11 protein-coding genes and 1 riboswitch are annotated in these 13,188 nt (G+C 57.1%); of the genes, 7 read left to right on the top strand and 4 right to left on the bottom strand.

Going from position 1 to position 13,188, the window contains the following annotated elements:
- The first annotated feature begins 1 nt into the window (after position 1).
- Positions 2-856 carry an inositol monophosphatase family protein gene (locus ACQQZ8_RS02860; RefSeq protein WP_431711207.1) on the top strand — a complete coding sequence of 285 codons (855 nt, stop codon included), beginning with the start codon at positions 2-4 and terminating at the stop codon, positions 854-856.
- 55 nt (positions 857-911) lie between these two features.
- Entirely contained in the window at positions 912-1,142 is a 231-nt protein-coding gene (locus ACQQZ8_RS02855) for a hypothetical protein (RefSeq protein ID WP_431711206.1), read from the top strand.
- Between the two features lie 84 nt (positions 1,143-1,226).
- On the opposite strand, the gene ACQQZ8_RS02850 is transcribed toward ACQQZ8_RS02855, so the two are convergent.
- The 4 genes from ACQQZ8_RS02850 to ACQQZ8_RS02835 all read right to left on the bottom strand — a co-directional run bounded on the left by ACQQZ8_RS02850 (position 1,227) and on the right by ACQQZ8_RS02835 (position 5,155).
- Positions 1,227-2,897, bottom strand: coding sequence for a thiamine pyrophosphate-binding protein (locus ACQQZ8_RS02850; protein ID WP_431711205.1), 1,671 nt, complete (start codon positions 2,895-2,897; stop codon positions 1,227-1,229).
- Positions 2,898-2,899: 2 nt separating this feature from the next.
- On the bottom strand, positions 2,900-3,883 hold the full coding sequence (gene speB, locus ACQQZ8_RS02845) for an agmatinase (RefSeq protein WP_431711204.1): 984 nt from the start codon (positions 3,881-3,883) through the stop codon (positions 2,900-2,902).
- Positions 3,884-4,092: 209 nt separating this feature from the next.
- Complete coding sequence (locus ACQQZ8_RS02840; protein ID WP_431711203.1) at positions 4,093-4,512, bottom strand: hypothetical protein; 420 nt, start codon at positions 4,510-4,512, stop codon at positions 4,093-4,095.
- A 79-nt stretch (positions 4,513-4,591) separates the two neighbouring features.
- On the bottom strand, positions 4,592-5,155 hold the full coding sequence (locus ACQQZ8_RS02835) for a helix-turn-helix domain-containing protein (protein ID WP_431711202.1): 564 nt from the start codon (positions 5,153-5,155) through the stop codon (positions 4,592-4,594).
- A gap of 180 nt (positions 5,156-5,335) precedes the next feature.
- Here ACQQZ8_RS02835 and ACQQZ8_RS02830 point away from each other — a divergent pair, with 180 nt between their 5' ends.
- The 5 genes from ACQQZ8_RS02830 (at position 5,336) to ACQQZ8_RS02810 (ending at position 13,152) form a co-directional block, all read left to right on the top strand.
- The gene (locus ACQQZ8_RS02830) at positions 5,336-6,847 is read left to right on the top strand and encodes a sodium:solute symporter (RefSeq protein ID WP_431711201.1); all 1,512 of its coding nucleotides are present in this window, start codon (positions 5,336-5,338) and stop codon (positions 6,845-6,847) included.
- A gap of 209 nt (positions 6,848-7,056) precedes the next feature.
- Positions 7,057-7,644 carry a DinB family protein gene (locus ACQQZ8_RS02825; protein WP_431711200.1) on the top strand — a complete coding sequence of 196 codons (588 nt, stop codon included), beginning with the start codon at positions 7,057-7,059 and terminating at the stop codon, positions 7,642-7,644.
- 13 nt (positions 7,645-7,657) lie between these two features.
- Positions 7,658-7,771: riboswitch (SAM riboswitch) on the top strand.
- Between the two features lie 372 nt (positions 7,772-8,143).
- A complete protein-coding gene (locus ACQQZ8_RS02820; RefSeq protein WP_431711199.1) occupies positions 8,144-9,247 on the top strand; it encodes a VIT1/CCC1 transporter family protein in 1,104 nt (367 codons plus the stop codon).
- A 130-nt stretch (positions 9,248-9,377) separates the two neighbouring features.
- Positions 9,378-12,698, top strand: coding sequence for an SNF2-related protein (locus ACQQZ8_RS02815; RefSeq protein WP_431711198.1), 3,321 nt, complete (start codon positions 9,378-9,380; stop codon positions 12,696-12,698).
- Between the two features lie 169 nt (positions 12,699-12,867).
- Positions 12,868-13,152 (top strand): hypothetical protein, encoded by a 285-nt coding sequence (locus ACQQZ8_RS02810; protein ID WP_431711197.1) that lies wholly within the window; start codon positions 12,868-12,870, stop codon positions 13,150-13,152.
- The last annotated feature ends 36 nt before the right edge of the window (positions 13,153-13,188 follow it).

Raw genomic sequence — 13,188 nt, 5'->3', positions numbered from 1 at the left:
TGTGGATACCCCCGTAGCCTTGAATCAACTCGCCGAAGACCTGCGCCAAATCGCTTTGACCGCGGGGCGTCAAGCCGCCGAGATCCTACGCGTTAACTTTCGCGCCGGCATTCAGGCCGAACACAAGACCAACCCGCACGACCTCGTGACCGAAGTTGACCGGCGAAGTCAAAGCCTGCTGCTGGAGCTGCTCACCGCCCACTATCCCGACTCGTGGGTGCTGGGTGAAGAGGAATTAGAGACCAACAGCGAACAGCGCCACGATGCGCAAGTGCAGTGGATCGTTGACCCGCTGGATGGAACCAGCAATTTCGTACATGGAGTGGCGTTTTTCTGCGTTTCCATTGCCGCAGCCATCGATAACACGCTAATTGCCTCAGCCATTATTGACCCGATCAGCGGCGATGAATTTAGCGCCAATCTGCAGCACGCCTACCTCAATGACGAGCCACTGCAGCCCGGGCCACGGCCCGAGCAGTCCAGGGCTAACCTCATGACCGATTACCCTTCGGCCGAGGCGATCGCTGAGGACGGAACGCTTGCCTTGGATATCTTTGGCCGTTGGGTGGTCGATTTCGCCACGGTGCGCCGCAAGGTTTCCGCCGCTTTAGCACTGGCGCATGTAGCAGCCGGCTGGTGCGATGCCACCATCGGTTTTGACACCAAAACCTGGGATGTAGCTGCCGGCGCCCACCTGGTACGGATGAGCGGCGGATCGTATCGCGGATTGCCGCGCCCGCTGAGCGTAGGAGCCGAGCATCTAGCGCCCGGCTTTCTGGCCACCGGACCGACCGCACGGTTCCCGACCCTAGAGCAGACGGCCGTGGAGGTGGCTGCACACCGAAAGAAGCGGTAGAGCGCGAACGATTCACGCCCTATCGCTTTTTGTTCTACAGTCGTACGCTATTAATATGGCAACGATATTCCATCGGTCTGCACACTCCGCAGTGCAGCATCATGGTGGCGGAGGCGTGATCCTCGGAGGAATCGGACTAGTCTTGCTGTTCGCAACCTTCGCAGTGATGTTGGCGTCCATGTCATTGGCATGGGAGCCACTGTTGATTGGCATCAGCTTCGGTGTCTCAACAATTCTCTTTGGCACGGTATACCACTTCACCCACGACAAGGGATCCCCGGAATAAGCTGGGAATAGAAAACTCGGCGCCTTGGTCGAAGGAAAACCTTCGACCAAGGCGCCGAGTTTGTGCCTGAATACTCACCAATCGTTACTCTAGGTGCGTCGGTGCGAACATCTTCAACAGCGTTTGAACCACGATTACATTTGGCCCCTGGGTGGCAAAAGCTTCCCGTAGCGCCGGTCCGATCTGCGAAACCTCAACACGGCGTGCCGGGACCCCAAAGGATTCTGCGAGCGCAACAAAATCCGGCCTAGTGAGTTCAGTAGCAGTCGCCTTCCCGAAGGCGCCCTCCATATACTCGCGCAGAATCCCATATCCCCCATCGTCGACAATAAGCCAAGTTACCGGGGCATTATGTTGTTTGGCGGTGGCTAACTCAGCGATTGAATACATGGCCGAGCCATCACCGGACACCGCCAATACGCGGGCCTGGGCATGGGTTGCACCCTGCACTTCCAGTCCGATCGCGCCACCAATGGCCGCGGGGTACCCGTAACCTAATCCGCCGGCACCCTGCGCCGAGTGAAATTCGCCTTGCTTTGAATCCCAGCAGCTCCAGCCCCAGTAGGCGGCGATGGTCATATCCCAATAGGTTTGCATTGTTTCCGGTACCGCGTCGCGAATATCGGCCATGAAATGGCGTTCTTTGCCCAGATCCTGCGCGTCGAGTCGCTCTTGCACCTTCGCCAAGGTTTGAGCCACTACCTCTTGTGGGCTTGCTCCGTGCCAGTCAGTCTGGGGGCGATGCCCGGCCCGTTCTAACTCGGTGGCCAGTTGCTCTAAAGCAGCTTTGGCATCGGCACGAAGTCCCAGCGCCGGAGTATTTGATTCCAGCACTCGTGGTTCGGCGTCGATTTGAATCATTTTGCCGCGTGGGGTCAGCGTGAAGTAGTTGCTGGACACTTCCCCCAGCGAAGACCCCACGACGATCAGCACATCCGCGTCTTCCAAGACTTCCGTGACATATCGGTCTTCGACCCAGGATTGGAGGGACAGCTCATGGTTCCAGGCAAACGCACCGTTGCCACCGGGAGTACAAAGCACCGGGGCGTTGAGCGTTTCGGCTACCTGCTTCAGAGCTGCCTGTGCGCCGGAACGCCGGACACCGCCGCCGGCGACAATCACTGGACGTTCGGCCCGAGCCAACCAGCGCACGGACTCCTCAACCAGCTCCACCCGCGGCGGGTGCTCATATGCCTCGGCCAACGCATCGCGCACCGGTGGCACCATCACCGGCGCTAACAGCACATCTTGCGGCACTTCAACCCAGACCGGTCCCATCGGCACGGTAATCGCCTCGGCCCAAGCATCCTGAATGGCCGAGGGGATCGAGGAGGCATGGTGCACGGTGCGCTGGAACTTAGTCACGTTCGCGGCTGACGCTTTCTGGTCATCCAACTGATGCAACATCCCCTTGCGGCGCGCCCCGAGCCCATCAAGCGGAATCTGGCTGGCTACCACCACCATAGGTACACCGGTGGCATAGGCCTCTTGCAATCCTGCCAATGAGGTCAAGGCTCCCGGGCCGGTGGACAAAAAGAGCACTCCGACTTCGTCGGTGGCGCGGCTATAGCCATCGGCTGCGAATGCGGAATTATTTTCCACACGTGAAGAGACAAACTGCAGCTCCGAGCGGGATAGTGCGTCGAAGAGGCCTAGGGCGTGCTGCCCCGGGATTCCGAAGACAGTTTTAGCACCCAAGGCACTAAGCGTTTCAATGACCAGATCGCCACCGTTACGTTGCACAGGCTCACTCATAGTTACTTGCTCTCCTTCTGACTGCGCAGTTCGCTAATCAGAGTGATCAAATCGTAGGTGACGTGCGAGGCCGCCACCCCGGTGATTTCAGCGTGGTCATAAGCCGGCGCCACCTCGACAATGTCCGCGCCCACGATATTCATGCCGCGCAAGCCGCGAAGGATTTCCAATAGCTCACGACTGGTGATACCTCCGGCTTCCGGAGTACCGGTTCCCGGGGCATGGGCAGGGTCGAGCACATCAATATCTACCGAAATATACAGCGGACGCCGGCCGATGCGATCGCGTAACTTGTCGACGATCTCACGTACCCCCTGATAGTAAACATCAGAGCTGGTCACAATGCCGAAGCCGAAACGGCGATCATCTTCTAGGTCTTTCTTCCCGTACAGCGGACCACGGGTGCCGACGTGACTGATCGCTTCGGTGTCCAAGATCCCCTCCTCCACTGCCCGCCGAAAGGGTGTCCCATGCGTGTACTCGGCGCCGAAGTAGGTGTCCCAGGTGTCTAGGTGCGCGTCGAAGTGCAGCAACGCCACCGGAGAGCCGGCACGCTTGGAAGCGGCGCGCAGCAAGGGCAGCGCAATCGTATGGTCGCCGCCCAGAGTCACCAACGAGGCGCCGTCTGCGGTCAGCTCCAGCGCATTGTGTTCAATGGTCTCAATGGCTTCATTGATGTTGAAGGGGTTCACCGCCATGTCTCCGGCATCGGCAACTTGGCTCAGCGCGAAGGGAGAAACATCTACGGCAGGGTTGTACGGCCTAATCAAACGCGAGGATTCACGAATATGGTTGGCACCGAAGCGTGCTCCAGGCCGGTAAGAAACTCCGCTATCAAAGGGCACTCCAACGACTTTAATATCCGCCGCTGGCACCTGATCCAAACGTGGTAGCCGGGCATAGGTACCCATCCCTGCATAACGCGGGATGAGCGCAGCATTGATGGGGCCAATTTTGCCGTTTTCCTCGATACGTTTCTCTTCCACAACGAATCCCTTCAACCGTTGATACATCATCCAACGGTTTTCCAATAGGAAACCGTCGTTTCCAAATATGCTATTTTGTGATGTGGTCCACGTCAAGGGTAGGTGATAAAAAAAGGGGGTACTCACAACCCTGAAAGTAGCTTGGAGTGGGAACTATTGCCTGACGACTTGACCCGCCGGCAAGAAGTGGCACGCAGTGGGCGTGGAGCTTACTTACCCTCGGGGGCTACTTGCTGCGCACCCCGCACGAGGCTCGCATCAGCCCCACGAATACTCACAATAAACCCGAGCGAGAGCAGGATCGATTTAACCCAGAGCTCGACCGGCTCATCGGCAGGGAAAAGCACCTGAACCGGCCCAACCATGAAGATCAACAACAAGGACCAGAAGAGGTACGCTGGCGAGGTTCTACCCAGCATGAACTGCGGGTACTTCTTCCGACGCCGAATGGTCAGCAGGCCAATAGTGAGAATTACGGCCGCGAGGATTGCGGCACCCATAATGAAAAAATAGCGCTCGGTACGGATCAGTGTCAGTGTGGCACCTACGGCGATTCCGAGCAGAGCCGCCAGCCACCAACTGATCACGGGCATCTTCGCGGGAGTCACCTGAGACTTAGTAACGTTCACCAAGTTCCTTCCTCAGGTGGGCCAACAAAGTTATGCGGCGGCAGTTTCCGCACTATCTAGAATACTCGCATCCAAGGTCTTACAGGACCAAGGTCCAAGTCACCACGGTTGGCTCTGCGGAAGGATTGACCCAGCTATGCGGCTCACGCCCCGGGAAGGTGACGGTATCTCCTGCCTGCAACTCCATGCGCTGCTCGGGCAAAATCAAAGTGAATCGTCCCGAGATCACATGCAACACCTCAACCTGGCAATCCATGGAGTACAGTTCGCTCTCACCCGCGCCATGCGGCTCAATTTCCGCACGAATCACCTGGACGCGTCGCTCGGTGCGCGGGGTGAGCAACTGCTCTACAATCCCCTCTCCGCCCAAGGAGATCCGCGGAGCCTCACTCAAAGGCACCAACTTAGTCTCGGGCACCATGAACAACTCTCCAACTTCAATCGAGAGCACTTCACAAAGCACCAGCAGGGTAGCCACGGACGGACTAGTCAGGTCGCGCTCCACCCGCGAAAGGAAACCCTTAGTCAACCCGGAGAGCTCGGCCACCTGGTCGATTGTTAAACGTTGCCCCTGCCGGGCCACACGTAGTCGATGGCCGATCTTTATGGCAGATCCCGTTGGCTCTACTGGCAACGCTTTCATCTAACCTCCGCGACTCTTTGCTTTCTATCCCCTTACCTTAGTAGGTCAACAGGCAAATCCACCGATGGACCGAACACCCTTCGCTTGTTTTCCATAGGGAAATTATTGTTTATCTATAGACATCTAAGATTTTTCCTGACATTCTTGTGACACATCGCATAAGCTCCGAAGGAAGTTCCCATGGATTTTGTCAACGGTGGCATTGTTGCCCTCTATCTTGTGGCCATGCTGGCCTTTGGGTGGTGGGGTAAGTCCCGCACCCACTCAACCTCGGATTATCTGGTGGCTGGGCGTCGCTTAGGACCCATGCTCTATACCGGTACCATGGCCGCGGTCGTGCTAGGTGGCGCTTCCACCGTAGGTGGCGTCGGGTTAGGTTACCGCTTCGGCATCTCCGGCATGTGGCTGGTGGTGGCCATCGGCGTAGGCGTCTCGGTGCTCTCACTGTTTTTCGCCCCGAAGATTCAGCGCTTGAAAATTTTCACGGTCTCGCAGATGCTCTCACTGCGTTATGGCTCCGAAGCAGCAACCAACGCCTCGGGTATTGTCATGCTGGCCTACACGCTGATGCTCTGCGCAACCTCCACCGGCGCCTATGCAACGATTTTCGTGGTGCTCTACGATTGGGACCGCTGGCTCGCGATTCTCGTCGGCGGCGGCATCGTGCTGATTTACTCCTCCATTGGTGGCATGTGGTCCATCACGCTCGCCGATCAGGTGCAGTTCTTCATCAAGACCATCGGCGTGTTCTTCCTGATGTTGCCCTTCGTTCTGGGTGCTGGCGGCGGCTGGGGCCAGATGCGCGAACGCTTGGAGGAGTCGTTCTTCCAATGGGATGGCATCGGATTACAAACCATCATCACCTACTTTGTGGTCTATGGGCTGGGTCTGTTGATCGGCCAAGATATTTGGCAGCGTGTCTTTACCGCGCGCAGCGATAAAGTAGCCCGTTGGGGCGGCTTATCCGCCGGTATCTACTGCGTGTTCTATGGCGCTGCCGGTGCCATCATCGGCATGGGCGCCCGCGTGGCACTTCCAGGTATTGCGGCGGAAGCCGAAGCTAACCCCGATGCGGTATACGCCGAAGTGGCCATCCAGCTCTTGCCGGTTGCCGTGGGCGGGTTCGTGCTGGCCGCCGCGGTAGCAGCCATGATGTCCACCGCATCAGGTGCTTTGATTGCCGCTGCGACGGTGGCCCGCACCGACGTGGCACCGTTTGTGGCGAGCTGGTTTGGTCGGAAGGTCTCGCTGGATGATTCCAATAACCCCGAAGAAGATGTGCGCACCAACCGCTGGTGGGTCTTTGGGCTGGGAGTGATCATCATGGGATTAGCGATCATTGTCGATGACGTCGTTGCCGCCCTGACCATCGCCTACGGAATTTTGGTCGGCGGACTGTTCATTGCGATCCTTGGCGGTCTGGTCTGGCGTCGCGGTAACGGGTTGGGCGCTGCATGGTCCATGGCCACCGGCACCGCGGTAACTCTGGGCACCATGATCGTGCTGGAAATTCAGTCGGATGTCGCCTTCGGCGGCGTGTATGCCAACGAGCCAATTTACTTCGGCTTGATTTCTTCGGCGTTGGTCTACATCGGGGTGTCACTGAACACCGGGTTAACTGACGCTCAAGTTCTTAGCAACTGGGATCGCCGAGTTTCCGGTTCCAGTTCCGAAGAAGACGTGCACTCCTAGGACGCGCTCCTAGTAAGCCCGGTGTGGCTGTACTTGAGTGGAAGCCTTGGACATGGGTGAGCTTGCGCAGCATTCAGGCTGTGAAAGCTCACCCATGGGCTCTCCGGCGAGGGACGACCCTGTATCCAGCTGCTGGTCTCAGCACATTGCTACCAGAAAAATCGTTCGGCCCTCTATGTCTGCGAATTTACTTCCTCTAGACTCTGCCCATGACGCTGAATGACGCTGCTCGCAAAGCCCGATTACGCGATTACCTCGATCAGTCCCGGACCGCTGCCCTGTGGAAGACCGAAAACCTCTCAGAGTCCGCGTTACGCCTCCCGCTGGTTCCCAGCGGGAGCAGCATTCTGGGAATTATTAACCATCTAGCCTTTACCGAGTTCGGCTATTTCTCCTACTGCCTCAAACGTCCAGTGACCAATCAACGTGCGTTAGATCTATTCAAACTGGATGACCCGCTGGGTGACTTCGTGGTCGAAAAAGAGGTGAGCAGTGCCGAGGTCCGAGAGTTTTATCAACAGGCCATCAGCGCCTCCAATGCCGCCATTGACGAGCTGGAACTTACCGCACCCGCGTTCGTTCCGTGGTGGGGTGAGCAATCAGCGACCACCTTAGAGCATCTACTGATCCACATGTGCACCGAAACCGCACGGCATGCCGGGCAGCTGGATCTGCTGCGTGAGTTACTGGATGGCAGCATCGGATTCACTCGCGGAAATACCAACCTCCCGGACCTAAGTCCCACCGAGTGGAAGGAACATTACGAACGGTTAAAGGGCATTGCGGAGGCACTGTAGGATCAAAGTGTTGCTTCACGAGATGCGGCGCCAAGCTCCGACTGGCCGCACACCAACCCCAGGTTCATGGGTGGTTCGGATGAAGAAGCGGTCTGTGGCTGATCTTCGCCACCGGCAAGAGCTAACCGTGAAAGGTCTTGGCCATCGTGCCTGTTATCCGCGTCTTACCCATCCTCGACCTGAACACCGGCCAACTTCAATTTTCCTTATCTGGGCAGTGGGTCGAGTTTTATACCAGGCAACCCGAGGTACTCTTTCGGACCTTGGCGCGCAGTACGACCGCCCCGACCTTCGATCCGGATACCGCCGAATTGGTGCTTCGCACGCCTGCACAGCGCCAACCGGATGGTGCGCGCGTCACTTTTCAGCTAGAGAAATTCCTCGAAACGAGCCTAGTTACTAGACTAGAGGGCGATGACATTTCCTTGGCTCCGGCCAGGGTTGCGCCTACCGTGCCAGACACGGCTAGGACATTTGCTAGAGGAGAATCACTGCTGTGATGACCGATAACCCGCATCCCACCCCCACACCGGCGCAACTGCGCCGCTGGCGCAAGTACTTAGCCGATGAGATCGCCGAAGGCGCGATCTATCGCGAGCTGGCGACCCGTCGCACCGGCCAAGAACGACAGGTGCTGTTGGGGTTAGCCGAGGCGGAAGAACGCCACGAGGCGCACTGGCGTAATCTCCTAGGTGAGCACGCCAAAGATACTCGCCCTTCCTTGCAACGTACCTTTCTGCGTTTTTTGGCACGCAACTTTGGTTCGGTCTTCGTCCTAGCGCTCGCCCAACGCGCGGAAGGGGACTCGCCCTACGCCAAGGACTCGGATGCTACGGCTCAAATGGCTGCCGATGAACAGGTCCACGAGGAAGTGGTTCGGGCATTAGCCACCGCCGGGCGAGCCCGCTTAGCCGGAAACTTCCGAGCCGCCGTCTTTGGCGCCAATGACGGCTTAGTGTCCAACTTCGCCCTAGTTCTGGGCATCGGAGCAACGGGCGTGGCCTCGTCATTCGTCTTATTTTCGGGGATTGCCGGGTTGCTGGCCGGAGCCCTATCGATGGCCGCCGGAGAATATGTTTCCGTCCGCTCACAACGCGAACTGCTCACCGCTTCTAGGCCCACACAGATCACCCTCTCCGTGGCACCCAACCTCGACCTCCAAGCTAACGAACTGGTGCTGATTTATAAGGCGCGCGGCATGAGTGATGAGGCTGCCGAACACCGGGCAGCCGAGCGTATGGGACTGTTTGCCTGTGATTGCGACCCCTCACTGTCCTTGCAACCGGAGCTGCACGGCGAAGAACTCGAACGCGAGCATGAGGAATTGGGATCTGCCGGAGGCGCTGCCACCTCTTCTTTTCTCTTTTTTGCCTCCGGCGCGCTGATCCCCATCCTGCCTTTCATCTTCGGCATGTCCGGACTACCGGCAATCCTGCTCGCAGCCGGTCTGGTTGGTGCCGCTTTGCTGTTCACCGGCGGGGTGGTCGGTCTGCTTTCCGGAGCGTCCCCGATTAAACGTGGTCTCCGACAGCTGACCATCGGTTGGGGCGCGGCAGCGGTAACGTACTGCCTCGGTCTTCTCTTTGGAGCCACCGGAATTTAGCGACAACGCACGCTGCAGCTGCTTGGCGGGAATGAGCTTCATTCCCGCCATAAGTGTTTTTGGCGCAAACTTTGTGATATTCCGGAGTCCCGAACTTTCACCCCGGGCAGGAACGTGAAACGATGAGAGGATGACCAATGCTGTGCCTCCCACCTTGGATTCTCGTTTGTTACTCTCCCGCTTCGGTAACGGACCATTCTTCTATGGCCAAGCTCTAGCCAAGGATCCCGAGGCCGTCACCGGAGTGGAATTTGCTCAGGACGAAGGCAAACTCAGCGGGACGGTTCACAAAGACGGACAATCGTTCCAAGTTGAGCTGACGCTCAAAGATCATGGGCGTGGCTGGAACATCGAGGAATTCTCCTGCACCTGCGCTGCCGGCGTGGATTGTGAACATGGGGCTGCCTTGGCGGTAGCGGGCAATAAAATTGCCACCCGACCACGAGCTTTAGCGCCAGCAGTCGCCGAACAGAGCAGCGGCTGGCGGCGGAGCGTAGAGAACTGGTTCGAGAAGATTGAACCTCTAGGCCCCGTGGGGTTAACTAAATCGGTTTCCGCTCCGGTCAATCCCATGGCACTGCAGTTCTTACTCTTCGATATGAAGAATCAGGCACAGCAGCAGTGGCTACCTTCGGGCACCACCCAGTTCCTCAACCGTAATCAGCGGTTCCGTTTGGGCGTGCGACCCATGGTGCGTGGCGGGGACAACCGGTGGGTCCGTGGCCAATTGCGTTGGACGACCATCGCGTTTAAGACCTTTGGTTGGAATCTGCTGCATTCCCAGCACCACTGGTTTACCCGTTTCGCCGCACTGGCGCGCAGCAACACCCAACTGCAATTCAAAGTAGATGAGGACTGGCTCTTCCTAGACAGCTACGCTTCCTTCCTGCTGTGGCCGATGCTCGCCGAAGCTCAGCAACTGGGCATCGAATTCCTGGGCACCCGCTCTCCGGTCAGTATCCAGCTCGGCAGCCAAGCCTCGTTTGATCTGCGTGCCGACCGTGTGGAGCAGGAACTGAACATTGCCGGGCATATGCGCATGGGTGAGCACCACATCCTGGTCAACGAAGAAACCGCGGCCGGAACCATCGCCGATCATGGGTACTATCTGCAGCTACCCGACACCGAGCAGATCTGGTTGGCACCTAGCGATGTAACGGTGCCGGCACAATACACCCGCTGGTTCCTGGGACGTCAGACTTTGCAGATACCGCAATCTGAAGAGGCTGAATTCTTCCGTGATGTCTACCCTCGTTTGGCTCGCCGTTTCCCGGTGTCCTCAGTGAGCACCGAGGTCCAGCTCCCCCAATTGGAACCACCATATCTCGCGGTAGATATTCACTACACACGCGATGAGCAGGAGAAGGACTTAGCTCGCGTGGATTTCGCCATCCGCTATCCGGGTGTACGTGACGACCAGCTGGTCCATGACGAGCCTGCAGAAAACGAACTGCGTAACGTGTTGAACACGGTACTTTTTGAACGAACCGGCCGCGAAAACGATGGCCTAGAGACGCGGTACTTCCCCGGCGATGATCTGATCGATTTTGTTTCCGATCTTCTGCCGGCCCTACGCGCCTTACCTCAGGTACGCATCACCGAAACCGGCTCACGACCGATTTATCATAAGCTCTCCGAATTGCCGCTACTCAAAATCAATGCGGTGGACTCAGAAAAGAATGATTGGCTCGATCTGGGCCTGCTGGTCTGTGTCGGTCAGCATGAGGTTCCCTTTGCCACCATCATGGAAGCTTTGAGCAATGGTGCGATGAAGGTCAAACTGCCGGATAATAGTTGGTTCTCCTTAGATCAACCGCTGTTCGCCAAACTCAAGGCCTTAGTGGATGAGGCACAGTCGCTCAACGACAAACCAAAGAACGGTGACGTCCAGCTCTCGGTTTTCCAAGTCTCACTCTTCGAAGACTTTAGCGACCTTGCCGAAGGGGTCAACGGCGCAGATCTGTTCATCGCACGCATGCGTTCCCTGTTAAATGTTGCCGATCAGCCGACCCCGACCATTCCACGGGGTTTAAACGCACAATTGCGCCCGTACCAGGTCGACGGGTTCAATTGGCTCTCACGGCTCTACCGAGGCGGCTTCGGCGGTATCCTGGCCGACGATATGGGTCTGGGTAAGACCGTGCAGACGATCGCCCTGATGCTTCACGCCCACGAATTATGGGATGCCGACTCCTCGAACCCCACCACTGCAGAACGTGCACCCTTCCTAGTGGTTGCTCCCAGCTCGGTAGTTTCCAACTGGGAAATGGAGATTCGGCGTTTCGCACCACAGCTGCGTGTCAGCTCTGTGGCCGGAACCTTAGACTCGGCCGTTGCCCTGCAGGATTTGGCCGAGCAGAACGATGTGCTGCTCACGACCTACACACTGTTGCGGTTAAACGACCAGATGTATGCCGAAACTCGTTTCGCCGGGTTAATTTTGGATGAAGCGCAGTTCGTGAAGAACCGTTCCACCAAGGCCCACCGTGCGGCGATTGATATTCAGGCGCCGTTTAAATTGGCCGTCACCGGTACCCCGATGGAGAATAACCTTGCCGAGCTTGGTTCGCTACTGTCGTTGACTACCCCCTCGTTGTTCCACGGGCCGACGGTCTTTAATCGACAATTCGCCCGCCCGATTGAAACGCTTGGGGACCGCGAGAAATTGCAGCTACTGCACCGCCGGATCAAACCCTTCATGTTGCGCCGCACCAAGGAAAGTGTGGTCTTGGATCTTCCCGCGAAGCAGGAACAGCAGGTTCTTGTCAGCCTGAACGATGAGCACCGACATGTCTATGACACCCACCTCAACCGGGAACGGCAAAAGATTTTGAATCTGGTGGAGGACATGGACCGCAACCGGTTCACCATTTTCCAATCTCTCACCCACTTGCGAATGTTGGCGTTGGATCCACGATTGGTCGATCCTGCTCTGGGACACATTCCCAGCTCGAAGCTGGACGCGCTCTTCGAGCAGCTCGAAGATGTCATTAGTGAGGGACACCGGGCGCTGATTTTCTCCCAGTTCACTTCATTCTTAAAGGTCTTTGCCGAGCAGTTGACCGAACGCGGTATTGCCTTCGAATATTTGGACGGGTCAACTCGGAATCGTTCTGAAGTCATTGCGAGTTTCAAGGAGGGGCAGTCACCCCTGTTCTTGATCTCGCTCAAGGCCGGCGGCTTCGGGCTAAACCTGACCGAAGCCGATTACTGTTTCTTGCTTGATCCGTGGTGGAATCCGGCAGTGGAAGCCCAAGCCATTGACCGCACGCACCGTATTGGCCAGCAAAATCAGGTGATGGTTTACCGGCTGATTTCGCAGGGCACGATCGAAGAAAAAGTGGTGGCGTTACAAGAGAGCAAACGCCGGCTGATCTCTACGGTGATGGACGGTGCTGACGGCTTTGCCAAGGCCTTGACCGCACAAGATATTCGGGAACTACTCGAATAACGGCTTGGTAAATATTGCCGTTTATCCAGCGGTTTCACTGCTAGGACGGTTATATTCGATATGCGTGCCCTATTTCCGTTCCCCCACACAGCCGGTGAGAGGACACGCGACTAGGTGTGCCAACAATGAGGTATGGCACCACGAGAAAGAATTGAAGGCGGTTATATCCGTGTCCCTGATTAGATCGGAGACGATCGATGCGCCAAGCGATGACTGGTTCAGCGCCAAGGTAAGCACCGAGGAAGATAGTGTGGTTATTGAAACAGAACAGGAGCAGCTCGTGCTGCAGAATGTTCACCTGCTGGAGAAGATCCGTCGGGTTGTTGCCGCATCCCTGACCGAGATTTTCTACAATCCAAAGCACCGGATGTTATTAATCCCTGGTGCCTTTGTGGTGGTTGGTTCCTCATTTTTGCGAGTTGATACCGAGGCGGCCGCCGGTTTGCGCGATTGAGCCAAACCCACACAGAAACCACAAAACAAAACCCCA

Source organism: Glutamicibacter uratoxydans (assembly GCF_050753455.1).
In the GTDB taxonomy this organism is placed as follows: Bacteria; Actinomycetota; Actinomycetes; order Actinomycetales; family Micrococcaceae; genus Glutamicibacter; species Glutamicibacter uratoxydans_A.
This window is presented reverse-complemented; position numbering and strand designations above follow the sequence as displayed.

Bases quoted from the DNA above. Each gene is read 5' to 3' on its own strand.
- ACQQZ8_RS02855 (WP_431711206.1), top strand. From the start codon at position 912: ATGGCAACGATATTCCATCGGTCTGCACACTCCGCAGTGCAGCATCAT.
- ACQQZ8_RS02850 (WP_431711205.1), bottom strand. From the start codon at position 2,897: ATGAGTGAGCCTGTGCAACGTAACGGTGGCGATCTGGTCATTGAAACG.
- ACQQZ8_RS02835 (WP_431711202.1), bottom strand. From the start codon at position 5,155: ATGAAAGCGTTGCCAGTAGAGCCAACGGGATCTGCCATAAAGATCGGC.
- ACQQZ8_RS02830 (WP_431711201.1), top strand. From the start codon at position 5,336: ATGGATTTTGTCAACGGTGGCATTGTTGCCCTCTATCTTGTGGCCATG.
- ACQQZ8_RS02825 (WP_431711200.1), top strand. From the start codon at position 7,057: ATGACGCTGAATGACGCTGCTCGCAAAGCCCGATTACGCGATTACCTC.
- ACQQZ8_RS02820 (WP_431711199.1), top strand. From the start codon at position 8,144: ATGACCGATAACCCGCATCCCACCCCCACACCGGCGCAACTGCGCCGC.
- ACQQZ8_RS02815 (WP_431711198.1), top strand. From the start codon at position 9,378: ATGACCAATGCTGTGCCTCCCACCTTGGATTCTCGTTTGTTACTCTCC.